The sequence below is a fragment of the Brevibacterium ammoniilyticum genome (assembly GCF_038429965.1).
Taxonomy (GTDB): Bacteria; Actinomycetota; Actinomycetes; order Actinomycetales; family Brevibacteriaceae; genus Brevibacterium; species Brevibacterium ammoniilyticum.
Map to the genome: position 1 here is coordinate 174664 of NZ_BAABNP010000005.1, position 20253 is coordinate 194916.

At 70.0% G+C, this 20253-nt stretch carries 18 protein-coding genes; all 18 read right to left on the reverse strand.

Annotated features, from left to right (window positions below; genetic code table 11):
- The 18 genes from scpB to AAHA49_RS07870 all read right to left on the reverse strand — a co-directional run bounded on the left by scpB (position 1) and on the right by AAHA49_RS07870 (position 20147).
- Positions 1-642 carry an SMC-Scp complex subunit ScpB gene (gene scpB, locus AAHA49_RS07785; protein WP_342037888.1) on the reverse strand — a complete coding sequence of 214 codons (642 nt, stop codon included), beginning with the start codon at positions 640-642 and terminating at the stop codon, positions 1-3.
- Positions 639-1541, reverse strand: a complete 903-nt coding sequence (locus tag AAHA49_RS07790; RefSeq protein WP_342037922.1) for a segregation and condensation protein A — start codon at positions 1539-1541, stop codon at positions 639-641. The genes scpB and AAHA49_RS07790 overlap by 4 nt, the downstream gene beginning before the upstream one ends.
- Positions 1538-2407, reverse strand: a complete 870-nt coding sequence (locus AAHA49_RS07795) for a ParA family protein (protein ID WP_342037889.1) — start codon at positions 2405-2407, stop codon at positions 1538-1540. Before AAHA49_RS07795 ends, AAHA49_RS07790 begins: the two co-directional genes overlap by 4 nt.
- Before the next feature lie 40 nt (positions 2408-2447).
- Complete coding sequence (gene xerD / locus AAHA49_RS07800) at positions 2448-3395, reverse strand: site-specific tyrosine recombinase XerD (protein ID WP_342037890.1); 948 nt, start codon at positions 3393-3395, stop codon at positions 2448-2450.
- Positions 3396-3401: 6 nt separating this feature from the next.
- A complete protein-coding gene (locus AAHA49_RS07805; RefSeq protein WP_342037891.1) occupies positions 3402-4079 on the reverse strand; it encodes an NUDIX domain-containing protein in 678 nt (225 codons plus the stop codon).
- Between the two features lie 13 nt (positions 4080-4092).
- Complete coding sequence (locus tag AAHA49_RS07810; RefSeq protein WP_342037892.1) at positions 4093-5754, reverse strand: CTP synthase; 1662 nt, start codon at positions 5752-5754, stop codon at positions 4093-4095.
- Between the two features lie 14 nt (positions 5755-5768).
- Positions 5769-6917 (reverse strand): glycosyltransferase, encoded by a 1149-nt coding sequence (locus AAHA49_RS07815; RefSeq protein WP_342037893.1) that lies wholly within the window; start codon positions 6915-6917, stop codon positions 5769-5771.
- A 169-nt stretch (positions 6918-7086) separates the two neighbouring features.
- Entirely contained in the window at positions 7087-8295 is a 1209-nt protein-coding gene (locus AAHA49_RS07820) for a glycosyltransferase family 4 protein (RefSeq protein ID WP_342037894.1), read from the reverse strand.
- The gene (gene murJ, locus AAHA49_RS07825; protein ID WP_342037895.1) at positions 8292-10079 is read right to left on the reverse strand and encodes a murein biosynthesis integral membrane protein MurJ; all 1788 of its coding nucleotides are present in this window, start codon (positions 10077-10079) and stop codon (positions 8292-8294) included. Before murJ ends, AAHA49_RS07820 begins: the two co-directional genes overlap by 4 nt.
- Positions 10076-10948 carry a hypothetical protein gene (locus AAHA49_RS07830; RefSeq protein ID WP_342037896.1) on the reverse strand — a complete coding sequence of 291 codons (873 nt, stop codon included), beginning with the start codon at positions 10946-10948 and terminating at the stop codon, positions 10076-10078. The genes murJ and AAHA49_RS07830 overlap by 4 nt, the downstream gene beginning before the upstream one ends.
- A 1-nt stretch (position 10949) precedes the next feature.
- Complete coding sequence (locus AAHA49_RS07835; protein WP_342037897.1) at positions 10950-11900, reverse strand: copper transporter; 951 nt, start codon at positions 11898-11900, stop codon at positions 10950-10952.
- Positions 11897-13147 carry a putative cytokinetic ring protein SteA gene (gene steA, locus AAHA49_RS07840; RefSeq protein WP_342037898.1) on the reverse strand — a complete coding sequence of 417 codons (1251 nt, stop codon included), beginning with the start codon at positions 13145-13147 and terminating at the stop codon, positions 11897-11899. Before steA ends, AAHA49_RS07835 begins: the two co-directional genes overlap by 4 nt.
- 15 nt (positions 13148-13162) lie before the next feature.
- Positions 13163-14866, reverse strand: coding sequence for a DNA repair protein RecN (gene recN, locus AAHA49_RS07845; protein ID WP_342037899.1), 1704 nt, complete (start codon positions 14864-14866; stop codon positions 13163-13165).
- Positions 14867-15808: an NAD kinase gene (locus tag AAHA49_RS07850; protein ID WP_342037900.1), complete on the reverse strand. Its 942-nt coding sequence runs from the start codon at positions 15806-15808 to the stop codon at positions 14867-14869.
- Positions 15805-16716 carry a TlyA family RNA methyltransferase gene (locus AAHA49_RS07855; protein WP_342037901.1) on the reverse strand — a complete coding sequence of 304 codons (912 nt, stop codon included), beginning with the start codon at positions 16714-16716 and terminating at the stop codon, positions 15805-15807. Before AAHA49_RS07855 ends, AAHA49_RS07850 begins: the two co-directional genes overlap by 4 nt.
- Entirely contained in the window at positions 16713-16877 is a 165-nt protein-coding gene (locus tag AAHA49_RS07860) for a hypothetical protein (protein ID WP_342037902.1), read from the reverse strand. The genes AAHA49_RS07855 and AAHA49_RS07860 overlap by 4 nt, the downstream gene beginning before the upstream one ends.
- On the reverse strand, positions 16870-17898 hold the full coding sequence (locus AAHA49_RS07865; RefSeq protein WP_342037903.1) for an HAD-IIA family hydrolase: 1029 nt from the start codon (positions 17896-17898) through the stop codon (positions 16870-16872). Before AAHA49_RS07865 ends, AAHA49_RS07860 begins: the two co-directional genes overlap by 8 nt.
- Complete coding sequence (locus AAHA49_RS07870) at positions 17895-20147, reverse strand: hypothetical protein (protein ID WP_342037904.1); 2253 nt, start codon at positions 20145-20147, stop codon at positions 17895-17897. The genes AAHA49_RS07865 and AAHA49_RS07870 overlap by 4 nt, the downstream gene beginning before the upstream one ends.
- Positions 20148-20253 lie beyond the last annotated feature (106 nt).

Below are 20253 nucleotides of genomic sequence, written 5' to 3' on the forward strand. Positions count from 1 at the left end.
TCAATCGTCGTCTGGTGACATTCCGTCCTCGACTGTGGCGAGGACCTCGGTCTCGTCGGCTCCGAGCTCCTCGACGTCGGCGTCCTCGGGCAGGTATGGGGCGATGTCGGGCAGTTCGTCGAGGCTGACCATGCCGAGTGCGTCGAGGAACTGGTGCGTCGTGGCATAGAGCAGCGCCGAGGTGGTCGCCTCCTTCCCCGCTTCGACGATGAGTCCGCGCAGCAGCAGGGTCCGGATGACGCCGTCGACGCTGACTCCGCGGATCGCGGCGATGCGGGGGCGAGAGATCGGCTGTCGGTAGGCGATGACCGCGAGGGTCTCGAGCGCGGCCTGGGAGAGCTTCGCGCTCTGCCCGGCCGTGAGGAAGTCCTTGACGACGTCGTGGTAGTCCCCGCGGGAGTGGATGCGGAAGCCGCCGGCGACAGCCCGGATCTCGAAGCCCCGCTGTCGGCGGGCCGGCTGACTGTCGTCCGCCGAGGAGCCGGCCGGGGTGCCGTCGTAGTCGCGGGAGAGCTCTGCGATCGCCTCGGTCACCGTGTCCTCGTCGATGCCGAGGGCCGCGGCGAGTTCCGCGGTCGAGACCGCGGCGTCGCTGACCATGAGCACGGCTTCGATGCCTGCGAGGATCTCGTCATCGATCATGCGCTGCCGTCCTTGTCGTCTGTCCCCGCCGAGGCGGTCGTCTCGTCGTTCTCCCCCGCCGAGGCGGTGCCCTCGTCCTCCTCGGCGCTCCACGTGCCCTCCGTGCGGAGGTCGACGCCGTCCTCGGGGGTCTCGGTCCGCGTGATGAGGAGCTGGCCCAGCGGCTCGTCCTGTGTGAAGTCGCAGAGGCCGACCTTGAAGAGTTCGAGGAGGGCGAGGAACCGGGCGACGATGACGAGCGTGTTCTCCGAGGTCTCGAGGAGGTCCTGGAAGTCGACCTCGCCGGAGCGCAGCAGCCCCAGGATGTGCCCGCGCTGTTCGGAGACGCTGACGAGCGGCAGGTGGATGTGGTCGACGGCGACCGTGGGCGGGGTGTGGTCGCGTTGGAGGACGGTCGCGAAGAGGGAGGCAAGCTCCCCGGGGCCGATGCTCAGCTCGAGCGGCGGGAGGACGTCCTGGAACTCCTCCTCGAGTCCGACGGCACGGGGCACACGGATCGACCCGGCCGTCATCGCCTCGGAGAGGAACCCGCTCACAGCCTTGTACGCCTTGTACTGCAGAAGCCTCGCGAAGAGGAGGTCGCGGGCCTCGAGGAGTTCGAGGTCGAGCTCCTCCTCCCCCTCCTCATGGGGCAGGAGACGCGCGGTCTTGAGGTCGAGGAGGGTCGCTGCGACGAGGAGGAACTGGGAGATCTCGGCGAGGCTCGCCCCGCTTCCCTCATCCCCCAGCGTCGTCGTGTACGCGATGAACTCGTCGGTCACCTCGGCGAGCGCGATCTCGGTGATGTCGAGGCGGCGCTTGGAGATGAGCCCGAGGAGGAGGTCGAAGGGACCGGAGAAGTTCTCCAGCTCGACCTGGAAGCCGTGCTCCGCGGCCTCCTCGGCAGCAGCCTCGCTCAGGGCGCGCCTCCGCGGGCGATGAGCTCTCGGGCCAGGCGCCGGTACGCCTCGGAGCCGGGATGCTTGGGGGCGAAGCTCGTGATCGGTTCGGCGGCGACGGAGGCGTCGGGGAACTTCACGGTGCGGTTGATGACGGTGTCGAAGACCTTGTCGTCGAAGGCCTCGGACACGCGCGTCATCACCTCTTTCGAGTGCAGGGTCCGCGAGTCGAACATCGTCGCGAGGATCCCGTCGATCTCGAGCGAGGGATTGAGCCGGTCCTGGACCTTCTCGATCGTCTCGACGAGGAGGGCGACGCCGCGCAAGGCGAAGAACTCGGTCTCGAGCGGGATGATGACGCCGTGGGCGGCGGTGAGCGCGTTGACGGTGAGCAGGCCGAGTGAGGGCTGGCAGTCGATGAGGATGACGTCGTATTCGCCTGCGACCTTCGCGAGTGCCCGGGAGAGGACCTGTTCACGGGCGACCTCGCCGACGAGCTGGACCTCGGCCGCGGAGAGGTCGATGTTCGCGGGCAGGACGTCGATGTTGTCGAAGTCGGTCTCGACGATGACCTCGTGCGGGTCGAGCCGCGGATTCATGAGCAGGTTGTAGACGCTGATGTCGAGGTCGTAGGGGTTGATGCCCAGTCCCACGGACAGGGCGCCCTGCGGGTCGAAGTCGACGAGGAGCATCTTGCGACCGTACGCAGCCAGGGAGGCGCCCAAGTTGATCGACGAGGTCGTCTTCCCGACCCCGCCCTTCTGGTTGACCATGGCGATGATGCGGGCGGGACCGTGCGAGTCCAGGGGTGCTGGTTCGGCGAAGTCCTCGGCTCCCGCCGTGGGGGACTTCACTGCGGGCAGATCCAACGCCTGTTGCGGATTCATCACTCGGTCGGCCACCTTTCGTTGCGTGCTGAGACCAACCCTACCGCGCTCGGGGGTGCGAGGTGGCGTAGACCTCGCGCAATGTTTCCTCCGACACCTTCGTGTAGATCTGCGTCGTCGTCACCGAGGCGTGACCGAGCAGTTCCTGGACGACGCGGATGTCCGCCCCGCCCTCGAGGAGGTGGGTGGCGAACGAGTGCCGGAACGTGTGCGGGGACACCTCGGTGCCCACCCCGGCGAGCTCACCGGCCCGCCCGACGATCTTCCACGCCGTCTGCCGGGACATCCGCGTGCCGCGGGCGTTGAGGAACAGGGCCCCTGCCTGGGTGCCGGCCTTCGCCTTCGCCGCCATCCCCGGGCGGACCCGGGACACCCACGCCCCGAGCGCTGCCTGGGCATGCGAGCCGAAGGGGACGATCCTCTCCTTCCCGCCCTTGCCGTAGAGGCGGATGAGTCCGGTCTCCAGGTCGATGTCGTCGAGGTCGGCGCCGACGGCCTCGGAGATCCGGGCGCCCGTCGCGTAGAGGAGTTCGAGGAGGGCTGAGGCCCGGATCTGCGCGGGCTCCTCCCCGCCCGTGGTCGCGAGCATCGCCTCGATCGCGGCCACCGACAGCGCCTTCGGCAGCCGCAGTCCCTCCCGCGGCGGGCTGACCTCGGAGGCGGGATCGGCGTCGGTGATGCCGTCGGCGTGGGCGAAGGAGTGGAAGCGGCGGACGGCGACGAGTCCGCGGGCCCGGGTGCGCGGGGCGAGACCGGAGTCCTGGAGGTGAAGGGCGAAGTCCTCGATATGCGTGCGGGTCACCTCGCCGAGGTGGTCCACCCCGGCTTCTGCCAGCCACGTCCCGTACCTCCCGAGGTCACGGGCGTAGGCGTCGATGGAGTTGAGTGAGAGCCCGCGTTCGAAGCGCAGGGCTGCGAGGTAGGCCCCGATCGCGCGGGCGATCGCCGCAGGCAGTTCGGGGAGGAGTTCGGCGCCGTGCCGGGCCATGGGGGTCTAGGAGTCCGCGTCGGTCGGCTGCACGGCCGGCGGGGTGTCACGGCCGTCGACGAGGAGGCGGGGCGCATCGAGACTGCGCGTTCGCGTTCTCCGGCCGGCCGCCTCGGCGGCTAAGACATTGCTCACCTGGAGGATCGCGAGCTGGGCGACGGCATTGGTGATCCGGCCCTCGCCGATCGCGGTGAGGGCCTCGTCAAGGCCGACCCACCGGTAGACGAACCCGGCCTCCTCGTCGCTGCGCTCATGCTGGTCCGCGGCGGGCACCGGGCTGAGCCCACGGGCGAGGTAGAGGCGGATGGATTCGCTGCTGCCCCCGGGTGACAGCGCCGAGTCGGAGAGGACCTCCCAGCGGGCGGCGGTGAGGTCGGCCTCCTCGGCGAGTTCGCGTTTGGCCGCGGTGAGCGGATCCTCGCCGGGGATGTCGAGCAGGCCCGCGGGAACCTCCCACAGACGCGCCCGGACGGGATGCCGGTACTGCTGGACGAGGAGGAGGCGATCCTCCTCGTCGACGCACGCGACGGCCACGGCCCCGGTGTGGGCCATGAGGTCGCGGACGAGGCCTGCGGCTTCGGGCAGGTCGAAGGTCTCACGCCGGATCGTCCACACGGCGCCCCGATACACCTCGTCGGAGGCAGTGATCTCCGGGGTGAACGGGACGTCGTGCAGATCGCTCATCGGCGCCCGGCCCTCACTTCTGCTTCAGGGCTGCGGCGACGAGTCCCGCGAAGAGCGGATGCGGCTTCGTCGGACGCGACTTGAGCTCGGGATGGGCCTGGGTCGAGACGAAGTACGGGTGCTCGGACTCGGGCAGTTCGACGAATTCGACGAGCTCGCCGTTGGGCGAGGTGCCCGAGAACTTCAGCCCCGCCTCGGCGAGGTCGTCCCGGTAGGCGTTGTTGACCTCGTAGCGGTGACGGTGGCGTTCGCTGATGTCGGTCGAGCCGTAGGTCTCGGCGACGACGCTGCCCTCGTCGAGCTTCGCCCGGTAGGTGCCCAGGCGCATCGTGCCGCCGAGGTCGCCCTCACCGTCGACGATCGACATCTGCTCGGCCATCGTCGCGACGACGGGGAACTTCGTGTCGGGGTCGAACTCCGAGGACGAGGCGCCCTCGATGCCGGCGACGTTGCGTGCGTACTCGATGACCATGCACTGCAGACCCAGGCACAGACCGAGGGTCGGGATGTTGTTCTCGCGGGCGAACTTCAGGGCGCCGACCTTGCCTTCGATGCCGCGGATGCCGAAGCCTCCGGGGATGCAGATCGCGTCGAGGCCGCCGAGGACGGCAGCCGCCTCGGCGTCGGATTCGCAGCTGTCGGACTGGATCCATTCGATCCGGACCTTCGCATCGTTGGCGAACCCGCCGTGGCGCAGGGCCTCGGTGACGGAGAGGTAGGCGTCGGGCAGGTCGATGTACTTGCCGACGACGCCGATCGTCACCTCGTGGGCGGGCTTGTGCACGCGGTCGAGGACCCAGTCCCACTTCGTCCAGTCGACGTCGCGGAAGGGCAGGTTGAGGCGGCGGATGACGTAGACGTCGAGGCCGCCGTCGTGGAGGACCTTGGGGATGTCGTAGATGCTGCGGGCGTCGACGCAGGACACGACCGCTTCCATGTCGACGTCGCACGACGAGGCGATCTTGCCGCGGATCGAGTCGGGCAGCTCGCGGTCGGAGCGGAGCACGATCGAGTCGGGCTGGATGCCGATCGAGCGCAGGGCTGCCACCGAGTGCTGGGTCGGCTTGGTCTTCAGCTCGCCCGAGGGCCCGAGGTAGGGCACGAGGGAGACGTGGATGAAGAAGACGTTGTCGCGGCCGACGTCGTGGCGGACCTGGCGGGCGGCCTCGAGGAACGGCTGGGACTCGATGTCGCCGACGGTGCCGCCGATCTCGGTGATGATGACATCGGGACGGTCCTCGGCGGGACGTTCGGCCTGGGCGCGCATCCGGGACTTGATCTCGTCCGTGATGTGCGGGATGACCTGGACGGTGTCGCCGAGGTAGGCGCCGCGGCGCTCCTTGGCGATGACCGAGGAGTAGACCTGACCGGTCGTGACGTTCGCGGCCCCGTCGAGGTCGATGTCGAGGAAGCGCTCGTAGTGGCCGATGTCGAGGTCGGTCTCCGCTCCGTCCTCGGTGACGAAGACCTCACCGTGCTGGAACGGATTCATCGTGCCCGGATCCACATTGAGGTAGGGGTCGAGCTTCTGCATGGCGACCTTGATGCCGCGCTGTGTGAGCAGGTGTCCGAGGCTCGATGCCGTCAGACCCTTGCCGAGAGAGGAGGCGACGCCTCCCGTGACGAAGATGTGCTTTACTGTGTTCGGCTCAGTCGGCCCGGTTCGATTCACCACGGAATTTGATTCTATCAAACTCGGCTTGCCGTCTTCGACCGGGCCTCGACCTCGGCGTAGAGACCGAGCAGGCTCGCCGCGATCTCCGAGGGGCTGTCGACGTCGATGACACGCTTCTTCGCTGCGATCGCCTGGGCTCCGCGCGCGGACGGGTCGTCGAGAAGATGATTGATCTCACTCAGCAGGGCGTCGGTGTCGTCGGCGGGGACGATGTCGGCTGCGTCACCCCAGATGCCGGCGCGGCGTTCGGCGCCGATGAAGACGGTGGGCTTGGCCAGTTGCATGAGGTCCTCGTGGCTCAGGCCCGTCATCTGCTCGGCGGCGATGACGACGTCGGCGGCCGCGACGACGTCGACGAGGTCACCGGTCGGGGCGACGATGACCCCGCGGTCGGCGAACGCCCGGGCGATCTGGCGGCGGTCGCGTCCGGTGCCGGTGAGCACGAAGACGACCCGGCGGTCGGGGCGGCGCCGGTTGATCTGGTCGGCGGCGTCGAGGACGGTCGCGAGCGCCGTGTGGTCCTTGAGCGCGATGGGGCTCGCGACCATCCACGTGCCCTCGTCGATGCCGAGTTCGCGGCGCACCTGCGCGCGGGAGGCGGTGACCGTGAGGTCGGAGTCGATGTCGGGGGTGACGAGTTCGGCGCGTTCGGTCAGCGGCACGGAGCCGGAGAACCATTCGACGACGGGTTCGGTCGTGCCGAGGACCGCGCTGGCGGTGCGGGCGACGATCTCCGCCCCGGTCTTCTCGATGACGTCGGCGGGGTCGAAGTTCTCGATCGTGCCGATGGCCCGGGGGCTCAGCCGCGAAGGCAGACCCGTGAAGCCGAGTCCCGTGAGGGTGGCCGCGTGGAGGCCGTGACCGTGGACGATGTCGACGTGCGGGTAGATCTTGTGGAGGGTGAACGCCGAGGCGGGGTCGGAGGGTGAGAGGCGGCGCTTGGCGCTCAGCTCGATCTCCCGGTAGTTCTCGACCAGGTCTGCGGGCACCTCGAGGGTCTCCAGGATCGAGGGGTGGGCGGCGAGGGCGACCTGGTGGCCGGCGCGCAGGTGACCGATGACGGCGAGCTTCGCCACTTCGGCGACGGGTTCCGTGGTGTCGGCGAGCACGTGGAGGATCCGTGTCTGCGTGCTCAGCGGCTCGATCTGATCGGTCTCGGTCATTCCCTCGTCCTTCTCGTTGGTGTGTCTCTAGCCTACCTGGGAGACGGCACCGTTTCGGGCAACGGCCGCATCAGCCTACCTGCCGGTATCCGTGCTTGCTCAGTGCACGGAAACCGCGGGGATCGAACGCGCGGAAACCGCAGGGATTCAGTGCGCGTTGTCGCCCGGCTCAGCGCTCGGTGTCGGCTTCGGCGTAGACGGCGAGGATCTCGGCGGCGACGGCGGCTTCGTCGGGCAGCTCACGGCCGCGGTTGCGGGCCCGCTCCCCCAGTTCCTCGCGCAGCGCCGGGTCGGCGGCGAGGGTCCGGATCGCCTCGGCGAGCGCCGCATCGTCGTCGGAGTCGATGAGGACACCGGCGTCGGCGACGAGCTCCGGGGTCCCGCCGGTCGCCGTGGCGACGATCGGCTGACCGGTGATGAGCGCCTCCTGGAGGACGAGGGCGCGGGCCTCCCACACGCTCGTGAGCACGTAGATGTCCGCGGCGGCGCCGAGTTCGGCGATGTCCTGACGGGCGCCGAGGAAGTGGAGGGCCGGCAGCGCCGAGGCGGCCGCGGCCTCGGCGTACTGTGCGCGGATGTCGGCGAGCACGGTCTCATCGGCGGCCCCGGCGACGAGGACGACGATCTCGCGTCGGTCCGCTGCCTCGTCCCCATCCGCGTCCGCTGCGTCGGCCCGGTCCGCGTCGACGTCGCGGAGGTGATCTGCGTCCGCGCCGAGGCGGGTCAGGGCGCGCACGAGCATGCCGTAGTTCTTCTGCGGGGCGACCCGCCCGACGGCGAGGACGATGACGGCGTCCTCGGAGAACCCGAACTGCGCGGCGAGCGCGCGGCGGGTCGCTGCCGCCTCGGCGGCGGTGACGGTGCGCACGGCGGGGGCTGCGGCCGGGGCGAAGCGGGCGTCACGGGAGCCGAGCTCGTGGGCGCGGACGACGAGGTCGGTGCTCGCGGCGAGCGTGAGATCGGCACCGCGAGCGAGCAGACGTTCGATCCCCGTCTCGACGCTTCCGCGCACTCCGGTGCTCGAGGCGCGGTTGTGGAGGCTGACGATGAACCGCGGTCGGGGACGCAGCAGCCGGGTGGCGAGGTAGGCGAGCAGGCCCGCGCGGAAGCCGTGCGCGTGGACGACATCGGGGCCGAAGCCGCGCAGGATGCGGCGCAGCCGGGCGACGAGCACGGTGTCGCGCGGGTCGACGCCGGTGCCGACGTCGAGGGCGGCGAAGCGCACCCCGGGCAGGGCGGAGAACCCGAAGTGCTCATCGGTCTCCGCCGGTCCGATGACGCCGACCTCGTTGCCGGCCGCGGCGACATCGCGGGCCAGGGCCCGCACATGCGTGCCGACCCCTCCCGTCGAGGTGCCGATGACGTAGACGATCCTCATGGTCTCTCCTCATCAGTGTCCGACTGGGTTCCGGGTGCTGTTCCGGGTGCGGTGCCGGGCGTCGACGGCGGGATGCCGGGACCCTCGTGGTCGGGGCCGGGTTCGGGAACGGTCGGCACGGCCGGATCCTGGGCGGGCGGGGCCTGCCGGCGGGAGGCGAGCATGCCGCGCACCTCGGCGACGTAGCCGCGATCGAGGAGGTGAAGGCCTGCGAACACGAGGACCCCGACGAGGGCTGCGAGGACGCCGACGATGACCGAGGGCACGGCGGCCGTGCCGAGCAGGCCCGCAAGCCACCACGCGACGAGGACGCCGATGCCCGAGGCGACCGCGGCGGCACCGAGGGAGAGCAGCCCCCGGCGCAGGAGACCGCGCAGAGCCTCGGGACCGAGGACCCGGCGGATCGAGACGAGCAGCGATACGGCGGCCGCACTCATGCCGATGACATAGCCCAGGCAGATCGCCACGAGCGTGCGGGCGGGACTGCCGGCCGCCTCGGTGAGGGCGATCGTCGCGACCATGCCGACGATGACGAGGACCCACCCGGTCGTCGTCGCGACGGCGGCGTGCCGGGAGCGTTCGAGGGCGTAGAAGATCCGCGATCCCCACGCGATGAACGACCAGCCGGGCACGGCGAGGGCCATGACCATGATCGCTGTGCTCATCGCGTCGAAGGGTGCGGCGTCCTTCCCGCCGACGGCGTCGATGGCGGTGAAGAACGACTGCAGGGGGCCGGCGGCGCTGAAGAGGATGACGGTGCCGAGGAGTCCGATGGTGACGATGACCGCCGAGGTGGTCGCCGTCATCGACCGCAGCCGCACTTCCGCACCCGCCCGGTCCGCAGGGGGGAGGTCGACGTCCTTGGTCCGCCCGACCCAGGTCGACAGCGTCGGGAACATCACCGTGACCACGGGGATCGCGAGCACAGCGTAGGGCAGGAGGTAGACGGCGTTGATGTAGTTGAAGAGGACGAACGTGCCGGTGCCGCCGGAGCGGTTGGACAGGAGCATTGTGACGAGCACGGCGCCCTGCTGGGCGAGCAGCGCGGTCATTCCGGCTCCGGCCAGGCGGAGTGCCCGGTGGGCCACACCGGGTGGGAAGACCCAGGTGGGGCGGATCGTCAGTCCGGTGCTGCGCATCGGCAGGGCCAGCGGGAGGGCGAGGGCGGCGACTCCGGCGGTGGTCCCCCAGCCGAGCCACCCGATGTGGGTCTCCCACGTGGCATCCGTGCCGCCGACGCTGCGGTAGGTGATGTAGGAGCCGATGACGACGAGGCTCGAGAGCAGCGGGGCGAAGGCCGGCCAGAGGAACTTCCGGTGGGCCTGGAGGACGCCGGTGAGGACCGCGCCGATGCCGTAGAGGACGAGCTGCGGGGAGAACATGAGGAGGAACACGGCCGTGGCGACCTGTTCGTCTCCCGCGCGGGGCACGAGGAGGCCCGCGATCGGCTGGGCGAAGACGGCGAGGATGACCGACAGGGGCAGGGTCACGCTCACCGCCCAGGTCAGCAGCGCCGAGGCGATGCGGCCCGCCGTGTCCCGGTCCGAGCGGGCGAGCGGGATCGCGAGCAGCGGGATGATCGCTCCGGCCAGCGCTCCGCCGGCGACGACCTCGAAGAGGATGTTCGGCACCTGGTTGGCGCTCTGGTACGCGGTGCCGACGGTGCCGGCGCCGACGGATCCGGAGAAGACGAGCCACCGGAGGAACCCGACGAGTCGGGTGATGAGGGTGATGACCGAGACGAGCAGCGCCGCGGAGGCGAAGACCCGTACCAGCTTATTCACTTCACCGCTCGCCCGAAGGCGTCGATCTCGCGCAGTCCGGGGGTGGATTCGATGACGGTGGTGAAGGAGACCTTCTCGCTGGCCAGGGTGAGGCCGACGAGGACGGCGAGGACGACGGCGCGCTGTCTGGGCGTCAGGTTCGCAGAGAGAGTGGTGCCGATGGCGGCGCCGAGCGCATTGGCGCCGGTGTCGCCGAGCATGACGGACCCGTCGAGGTCATCGGGCCACGCGGCGATGCTCGTGCCGGTGACCACCGCGGTCGGCACGCAGGTGACGTTCCGCTGGTGCGGCATGAGACCTGCGACGAGGAGGCCGGCCTTGAGCGCGCGACCGGGGCGGAGGTCGAGGAGGTTGAAGAGGTTCGCGGTACCGGCGATGACGCCGCCGGTGACGACGGTCTCGACCGCGGCCTGCCACCATGACCGTTCTTCGGCCGGGTGCACCCAGTCGAGCAGTCCGCGGCGGCGGCTGGATTCGGGTCCGAGGACGGCGGCGGCGATGATCGCGGCGACGGGGATGCCGGTGACCTTGATCGCCCCGGTCGTGATCTCACCGTGGGCCAGAGCGCTGAGGTGGCCGCGCAGACCCTTCGACGACCCGGATTCCATGAAGTCGTCGACGGCGCCGAGGGCCCCGGAGATCGAGGTCGCGAGCAGGGTGGCCGCGCGCTGGCGGGGGTCCTCGATGAGGACGCTGCCGGCGAGGAGCCCCGCGGTCACGGCGGGGCCTTCGACGAGGGAGACGTCGCGGCCGGCATGGTTGGTCCGCACGGTCGAGCGGTGGGTGCGCAGCGGCGAGTGGAGCACGGCTTTCGTCACGCCGTAGCCGATGAGTCCGGCGACGGCGGAGGACACGAGGGTGCGGATCATGTCAGACCTTCCCGGGCAGGATCGATTCGGCGTCCGAGGCGAAGCCGAAGTGGCCGTGGGTGCCGGCGTTGCCGGCGGCGATCGCGCGGACCGTGATGATGGCGCCGGCGCTCAGGCCCAGACCGTCGACGGTCGAGGCGCGGGACTTCTCGGTGCGCAGCACGGAGACGAGGCCGTTCTGCGCCGAGGCGGCGTCGCCTGCGACGACGACGGACTTCGCCTCCGCGGTCAGGGCGTTGACGAACTCGGTGATGATGTCGCGGGTCGCCTGGTCGTTCGTGGCGTCGGGGCTCGGCTTCGTCTCGTCGGCGAGCTGGGAGTCCTCGTCGTCGATGATGACGAAGAGGTCGGTGGTCTTGTGGTCGGTGTCGGTGCGCAGGCGGCCGGCATCGACGAAGGCGGTGAAGAGCTCCCCGGCCTTGGCCTGCGCGTCGTCGCGGTCCTTGCCTTCGGCGAGCATCGAGGCCTTGCCGGTCAGGGCGATGACGAGCGCCGAGCGGATGGCGGTGGCGTCGTCGGCGGGCAGGGCGGGCAAGATGCCGCGCAAAGTGGTGAGGAAGTCCCCGGCACCGCTGACGCTGAGCGCGTCGTCGACGAAGGAGACGTCCCCGGCGATCGTGCCGCCTGCCTCCTTGATCCGGTTGCTCACCTGTTCGACCTGCTCCTGCTGAGCGTCGGGGGCGGAGATCATCGTGATCGTCGTGCCCTTGAGGGTGTCGCCGATGAGTTCGGGGGCGGCGGCGGTGACGAAGTCGTTCTGCTTGTCGATGTTGCCGTTGGCGGCCTCGAGCTTCCCGCGCAGGTCGTCGCGGTCGGTGCGCAGGGCGTCGACCTGGCTCTGCAGGGATTCGCCGATGGGCTCCTTGAGGGGGCCGGCGCCGAGGACGATGCCCACGGCGAGGGCGAGGAACACCGAGACGAGGGAGACGAGGTGGTAGCGGAAGTCGATCACTTGAGTGTCCTTGAGTCGAGTCCGGCCCAGAACGCGCCGGCGGAGTCGGAGGTCACAGCGGGGTCGCCGCCGAACAGGGAGCCGATCCACCCGAAGACGCTGTCGAGCTGGGCGGCGATGAGTCCGAGGAACGTCTGCCCGGCCGCGGTCGCAGTCAGTGCGACGCCGAGGGCGACGAGACCGGCGATGATGAGCACGGTGAGCTGGAGGCTGGAGATCCGCTGCCGGTAGAGCAGGGACACGCCTTTGGCGTCGATGAGCTTCGAGCCCACGCGCAGTCGGGTGAGGAACGTCGAGGCCATGCCCTTGCGTCCCTTGTCGAGGAACTCCATGAGGGTGTCGTGGGTGCCGACGGCGACGATGAGGTCCGCGCCCTTGTCGTCGGCGAGCAGCATCGCGATGTCCTCGCTCGTGCCGGAGGCGGCGAAGGCCACGCAGTCGACGCCGAGGGCCTGGACCCGTTCGGTGCCCGGGGCGTGGCCGTCACGGTAGGCGTGGACGACGATCTCGGCCCCGGAGGTCAGCGCCGAGTCGGAGACGGAGTCCATGTCGCCGACGATCATGTCGGGTTTGTAGCCGGCTTCGAGGATCGCATCGGCACCGCCGTCGACGCCGATGAGCAGGGGCCGGTACTCCCGGATGTAGGAGGCGAGGATCGCGAGGTCCTCTTTGTAGTGGTAGCCGCGGACGACGATGAGGGCGTGGCGGCCGCTGAAGTCGGTGCGCACCTCGGGGACGACGAGTTCGGCGGAGAGGAGGTCGGAGTCCTTGCGGATGTACTCGATGGTGTTGTCGACGAAGTCGACGAGCACGGAGTTCATGCCGGCTTCGGCTTCGTGCATGTCCTCGGCGATGGTCTCCGGGGTCTGGAAGACGCCGGAGGCCACCTCGGTGCCGTTCCGGTAGACGGTGCCGGATTCGATGCTGATCTCGTCGCCTTCTGCCACCGTGTCGAAGATCTCGGCCCCGGTGGCGTCGATGAGCGGGATTCCCGCGTCGACGATGATCCCGGGGCCCAGGTTCGGGTAGCGGCCGGAGATCGACTTGTCCGCGTTGATCACGGCGACGGGGCGGCACGCGACGAGCGCCTCGGCGGAGACGCGGTCGATGTCGGAGTGCTTGATGATCGCGATGTCACCGGGGGCCAAGCGCTTCGTGAGGTCCTTCGTCCGTCGGTCGAGCTTGGCCGGGGCCGCATCGGACCGGGTCGGGACAGGGGGGTTCTCCCGTAGTCTGCGCGCTTTCATGGTTCGCCTATTCTCTCATGAGGCCGCGACGGACCCGGCTTTGACCTGCCGCGCGGAGTCGAGGAGTTCGGCTGCGTGGGCCTTCGCCGAGGCGGAGTCCTCCATCCCGGCGAGCATGCGGGAGAGCTCGACGACGCGTTCGTCCTCGCTGAGTTCCCGCACCCCTGAGCGCACGGTCTCTGCGTCGTCGTCCTTGACGATCGTCACATGCGTGTCCGCCCACGCGGCGACCTGCGGGAGGTGGGTGACGACGATGACCTGGGCGTGGCGGGCGAGTTTCGCGAGCCGGCGGCCGATCTCGACTGCGGCCCGTCCGCCCACCCCGGCGTCGACCTCGTCGAAGACGTACGTGGGCACTCCGTCCTCGGCGGCGCGGACGACCTCGATGGCGAGCATGACGCGGGAGAGCTCACCGCCGGAGGCGACCTTGCCGATGTCGTCGCCGCGTGAGGAGTCGTGCGGGGCGAAGGTGAGGCGGATGTCGTCGAGGCCGTGGATCGTGGGTTCGCGGTCGGTGATCTCGAAGCGCACCTGCGCCTTGGGCATCGACAGGGCCGTGAGCTCCTCGCTCACCGCAGCGGAGAACGTCTCCGCGGTCGCCCGGCGGGCCTCACTGAGGGCGCCCCCGGTCTCCCGCATGGCCGCCTCGGCGGCGGCGAGTTCGGCGTCGAGCTGGTCGAGGTCGCGGTCCTCGGTTTCGAGTTCGGTGAGTTCGGCGGCCGCGCGGGTCTCGAAGTCGAGGACCTCGGCGACGGTGTCCCCGTAGGGGGCGAGCGTGCCGAGTTCGGCACGGCGGGCTTCGGTCTCCTCGAGCGAGGTCTCCCCCAGTTCGTCGAAGCCGGAGAGGTAGGAGCTGAGCTCCGCTGCGGCGTCGGAGAGGCGCAGCACCGTGTCGGAGAGGCCCTCGCGGATGCGGACGAGTTCGGGGTCGGAGCTCTCGACGTCGGTGAGTGCGCTGATCGCCTCGTGGACCCGGTCGACGGCGGCACCGGTCTCATCGAGTTCGGAGCCCAGCAGGAGGTCGTGGGCGCCGCCGACGGCGCGGGTGATGTCGGCGGCGGCACCGAGCTTCGCGGCCAGGGCGGTGAGTGCCTCGTCCTCGCCGGGTTGGGGGCGGACTGTGTCGATCGCGTCGAGGCAGCCCTGGAGCCAGAGGATGCGTTCGCGCCTGGCCGCGGTGGAGTCCTTGATGCGCTGGACGCGGGCCTCGGTCTCCCGCCAGTGCCCGAACGCGGTCCGGTATGCCTCGGCGGCGTCGGCGAGGGCCGGTCCTCCGGCTGCGTCGAGGAGGCGGCGCTGCGCGGTCTGGCCCTTGAGTCGGAGCTGTTCGGACTGGCCGTGGAGGGTGATGAGGTCATCGGCGATCTCGGCAAGCACACCGATGGGCACGGTCCGGCCGCCGGCGGTCGCCCGCGCCCGGCCTTTGCTGGCGACGGTGCGGGAGATGATCGCCTCGTCCTCGGCGCTGCCCCCGGCCTCTTCGATGCGGGTCTGCACGGGTTCGGGCACCTCGGTGAAGATGCCTTCGACCTCGGCCTTCTCCGCGCCCGTGCGGACGACCCCGGCACCGACCTTCTCCCCCATGAGCAGGCTGAGGGCGGAGACGAACATCGTCTTGCCGGCACCGGTCTCACCGGTGACGACGGTGAATCCGGGGGCGAGTTCGACCTCGGCTGCGGCGATGACGCCGAGGTGGGAGATGCGCAGTTCGGAGATCATTCAGCCTCCTTCGATCGGTCCCCGCCACCCGGAGACGGGGAGGCGGAACTTCGCGACGAGGCGGTCGGTGAAGGGACCGGTGTGGAGGCGGGCGAGCTTGATCGGGGATTCCGAGCGCTTGGCTTCGACCCGGGCCCCGGCGGGCAGTTCGAGGGCCCGGCGGCCGTCGCACCAGAGGACGGCGGCGAAGTCGGGGTTCGATGGGGTGATCTCCACGCCGAGGCGGGAGTTCGGGTTGACCACGAGCGGTTCGGTGAACAGCGCGTGGGCGGAGATCGGGACGAGGAGGAGCGCTTCGACCTCGGGCCACACGATGGGTCCGCCGGCGGAGAACGAGTATGCGGTCGACCCGGTGGGGGTGGCGAGGATGACGCCGTCGCAGCCGAATGCGGAGACGGGGCGGGAGTCGACGCCGAGGACGACGTCGATCATCCGTGACTTCGAGGTCTTCTCGACGGTCGCCTCGTTGAGCGCCCAGGCCGAGTAGATCTGCTCGCCCTCATGCCAGACGCTGACGTCGAGGGCGAGCCGCTCCTCTACGAGGTAGTCGCGTTCGGAGGCACGGTGGACCGCCTCGGCGAGGTCCTCCTTCTCGCTTTCGGCGAGGAATCCGACGTGGCCGAGGTTGATGCCCATGAGCGGGACCCCGGAGCCGTGGAAGCGTTCGGCGGCGCGCAGGATCGTGCCGTCGCCGCCGAGGACGATGACGAGTTCGCACTTGGACTTCCACGTCGCGAGCTGGCTGGCGCTGATGATGACGCAGCGGGAGAGGAGGTCCTGGTGGACGTCCGGGTAGGAGCTGCGGGAGGCGACGTCGAGGATCTCCTCGTCGAGGACGACGGGGGTGATGCCGTCGTCGAGGAGGGCCTTCCACACCTGCACCGCGGCGACCGCGGAGTCCTCGCGCTGCGGGTGGAGCAGCACCATGATGTACCGGCTCACGACTCTCCTTCCATGATCTCCTCGAGGCGGGCGCGGACCGCCGCCGTATCGAGCCTATCGGACGCAGGTGGGGTGGATTCGGGTCGAACACGCAGGAAGTACTCCCGGTTTCCGCTGGGTCCGGGAAGCGCCGAGGCGGCGATGTCGGTGACGCGGGCCCCTGTCGTCTCGATCGCGTCGAGGACGGAGGCGATCGCGCGGCGGCGGTCGGCGGGCTTCGTGACGACGCCGTGCTTGTCGAGGACGGAGCGGGCGAGTTCGAACTGGGGTTTGACCATGAGGAGGAGTTCGCCGCCGGGGCGGACGGTGGCCAGGAGGGGTTCGAGGAGGAGGCGCAGGGAGATGAAGGAGACGTCGGCGACGACGAGGTCGACGCCGTGGGCGGGCACATCGGAGCCTGAGAGGGCCCGGAGGTTGAGGCCTTCGCGGACGTGGACGCGGGCGTCGGTGCGCAGGGTCTCGGCGAGCTGGTCGTGGCCGACGTCGACGGCCCAGACCTCGGCGACGCCGCGGCTGAGAAGGACCTGGGTGAATCCGCCGGTCGAGGCGCCGGCGTCGAGGGCGGTGAGCCCGTCGAGGCGGTCGATGCCGAAGTCGGTGAGGGCGCCGAGGAGTTTGTGGGCGCTGCGGGCGACCCACGGGTCCGGGTCGTCGACGGTGAGGGTGTCTGCGGCGGTGACCTCGACGGCGGGTTTGACCACTGTGGTGCCGTTGACGCTCACGCGGCCGGCGGCGATCTCACGGGCGGCGCGGGAGCGGGAGGGCAGCAGGCCGCGGTCGACGAGGGCACGGTCGAGGCGGGTGCGGGGCTGGGGTCCCTGTGGTGGGGCGTCGTCGAGTTCGGGTCGGCCGGGGTCGGGCTGGCCGGAATCAGGCTGCCCAGGAGGGGTCGGGCCGGGGTGGCTCACAGAGAACCCACCTGGGTGTCGAGGTCGTCGAGGAGGGCGGAGATCGCGGTGTGCCGGTCGGCGGCCGGGGCCTCGGCGGCGGCCGCGAGATCACGCTTCCACGCCTCGGCGGGGACGTCCTTGTTGGCGCTTCCCGGTGTCGGGGCAGGGGTCTCAGTCATCGATCCTCCTCGGCAGGTTTCCCGGCTCAATGCTCTCACCGGCGTCGATCGCCTGCCAGGCCAGACGCAGCGCGCCTTCGATCGCAGCCGGGTCGGTGAGTGCCGCCTCGGCGAGGTGGAGCTCCCTGCCGCCGGAGGCGGGGGCGAGCTCCACGCCGTGTCCTTCTGCGTCCTGCGGCCGCGCTTTCGCGGAGTCGAGCACGCGCGGCAGGTCGTCAAGCGTCGGCAGGATGAACGTGGGCCGGCGGATCGGATCGGCGGCCAGGGCGTCGTGGAGATCGTGGACGCCGGTGAGGACGAGGGCGGTGTCGAAGCCGGCCCGGTTGCCGCCTTCGATGTCGGTGTCGAGGCGGTCGCCGACCATGAGCGGGCGGGCGGCGCCGAGCCGCTTCCCGGCGTGGGTCATGACGTCCGGGGAGGGTTTGCCGACGATGCGCGGAGTTCGGTCGGTGAGACGGGAGAGCATGTCGAGGAAGGCGCCGTTGCCGGGAACTCTGCTCGCCCGGCCGACCATCGAGAAGTCGGGGTTCGTCGCCCACCAGTCGAGGCCGGTGGTGATCGCTTCGGCGGCGCGGACGATGCCGGCGTAGTCGATGTGCGGGTCGAGTCCCTGCGCAAGGGCGGCGGGAGTGTCCTCGAGGGAGTCGACGATCGTCAGGCCCGCTTGGGTGAGCGCCTCGGAGAGTCCGGTCGTGCCGACGAGCAGGATCTTCGCACCCGCGCCGTACTCCTCGCTGAGGCGGGCCGCGAGGACCTGGGGTGAGGTGATGACATCGGTGGGGGCGGTGGGGATGCCGAGGTCGGAGATGTGGGCGGCGACGACCTCGGCGGTGCGGGTCGCGTTGTTCGTCACATAGCCGACGGGGATGCCGCGGTCGTGGAGTCCGGTGATGCCGGTGACCGCGCCGGGGATGGCCTCGGGGCCGTGGTAGACGACGCCGTCGAGGTCGAAGAGCACGCCGTCGATCGGCGTCCCCGCGGGGACGCCGTGGTCTCGGGCGTGCTCAGCGGCCTCGGTCACCGATCTCCGTTCGCCGAGTCCGATCCCTCCGGCTCGTCGGTCGCGGTGTCGTCGGCGTCGGTCGCAGTGTCGTCGGCCGGTGTCGCATCTGCCTCGTCGCCGGCGTTCGGCGCTTCGACGGCGTCGGCGTTCGCGTCACCGTCGGTCGCATCGGAGGCGATCTGCGTTTCAGCAGAGTCGGCGGCGTCCGCTTCGGCGAGGAGCTCGTCAAGCTCTGCTTCGATCTCGTCGTCGGAGACCTTGACCTTCTTCAGCTCCTTCTCGGAGACATGCGTCTTCGAGGAGGGCGCTGTAGAGGTCGGAGCATCCGCCTCGGCTGCAGGTGCTGAGTCGTCGGCAGCGGATTCCGCGCTGGCCTCCTCACCTGTCGAGGTCGGAGCTTCGTCGTCCGTCGAGCCGGTCTGCCCGGCATCGGCGTTCAGCGCGCTCTCGTCGGTCGACGGGGTCTCGTCCGACACCGTGCCGTTCGACGCCGTGCCGTTCGACGCGAAGTCATCCGCTGCCACGTCTTCGTCTGCGTCGGCGTCGGCATGCGCGTCAGCCTCTACATCGGCGTCGGCGTCGGTGTTCGAGTCAGAGTCACCGTTCGAGTCAGCGTCTGCGTCGTCTCCGCCCTGGAGATCCTCGTCGGGGATCTCCTCGATGGTCTCGATCTCGACGCCGAAGTTCGGGTCGGGCTCTTCGTCGCCGAACAGGGTTCCCGTGGCCTTCGCGGTGCGGCGGGACAGCTCTTCGTACTTGTCGGCGAGTTCAGTCTCACCGTGGAGGCGCAGCACCTCGGCGTAGGCGGACATCAGGCGGACGAGCGCACCGCTCGGACGCTGAGTGAAGTCCTCGGCCTCGATGAGCGCGCGGGCTGCATCGATGTCGCCGAGGTCGGACTTGGCGCCGGCGGCGACGATGACGAGCTCGGTGCGAGTGTCATTGTCGAGTTCGGCTTCCTTGGCCCATTCGAGCAGTTCGAGGGCCTTCTCCGGCTTGCCGCGGCCGCGTTCGGCGTCGGCGATGAGGGCGATGTTCTCGTTCGACCCGGAGATGCGGCGATGCGTGCGCAGTTCGCGGACGGCTTCGTCGTACTTCTCGACGTGGTAGGCCGCGATGCCGAGCGCTTCACGGACGAGTCCGACGCGGCCGGCGCGGGCCATTGCGGCCTTCGCGTGTTCGTAGGCGCGTTCGGGGTCGACGTCGAGGAAGCCACCGGTCGCGACGAGGTGCTTGGCGACGGTCTCGGCGTTCTCCTTGTCGAGAGAGCGCAGCTGGCCACGGATCTCCTTGTCGAGTTCCTTGCCGGTGATGTCCTCGGGGATCTCGGGTTCCTGGAGGCGGGGGCGGCGAGCGCGCTGCTCGCGTGCGTAGTCGCCCGTGTCGGTCGCGCGGGAGGCGCGACGGTCGTTGTTGTTGCGGCCGTAGCCGCCGCGATCGCTGCCGCGTCTGCCCTGGTAGCCGTCCCGGCGATCGTCGCCACGACGGTCGCTGCGATAGCCGCCCCTGCGGTCATCGTCGCCGCGGTTTCCGCGGTAACCGCCCTGACGATCGTCGTCACGGCGATTGCCCTGGTAACCACCGCGACGGTCATCGTCGCGACGGTTGCCCTGATAGCCACCTCGGCGTTCGCCGTCGTTACGGTTCCCGCGGTAGCCGCCCTGCCGGTTGTCATCTCGGCGATTGCCCTGGTAACCGCCACGGCGATCATCGTTGTTGCGGCGATCTCCGCCGAACCCACCCCGACGATCATCATCACGACGCTGGCCCTGGTAGCCATCTCGGCGGTCGTCGTTGCCGCGGTTGCCGCGGTAACCACCCTGGCGGTCATCGTCACGACGATTGCCCTGGTACCCGCCACGACGCTCACCGTCGTTGCGACGGTCCCCGCTGAAGCCGCCTCGGCGGTCATCATCCCGGCGCTGGCCCTGGTAGCCACCTCGGCGGTCGTCATCACGGCGATTGCCCTGATACCCACCACGGCGCTCACCGTCGTTGCGACGGTCCCCGCCGAAGCCATCCCGGCGGTCATCGTTGCCGCGGTTGCCGCGGTAACCACCCTGACGGTCATCGTCACGGCGGTTGCCCTGGTAGCCACCACGGCGGTCATCGTCACGGCGGTTGCCCTGGTAGCCACCACGGCGGTCATCGTCGTTGCGACGCTGGCCCTGGTAGCCGCCTCGGCGGTCGGAATGTCGTGGCCCGCGCGAGGACGACGAGTCCTGTCGGCGGTTGTGCTGGCTGTCTCGCGAATCCCCTTGGGCCACGATTCTCCCTATAAAGACTTTTCAATGATTCCGCACCATTCTAGTCCACACTCGCGTCAGGCACCTTGTGGGCGGGGACACGTCCTCACCTGCATCCGCGCACTCG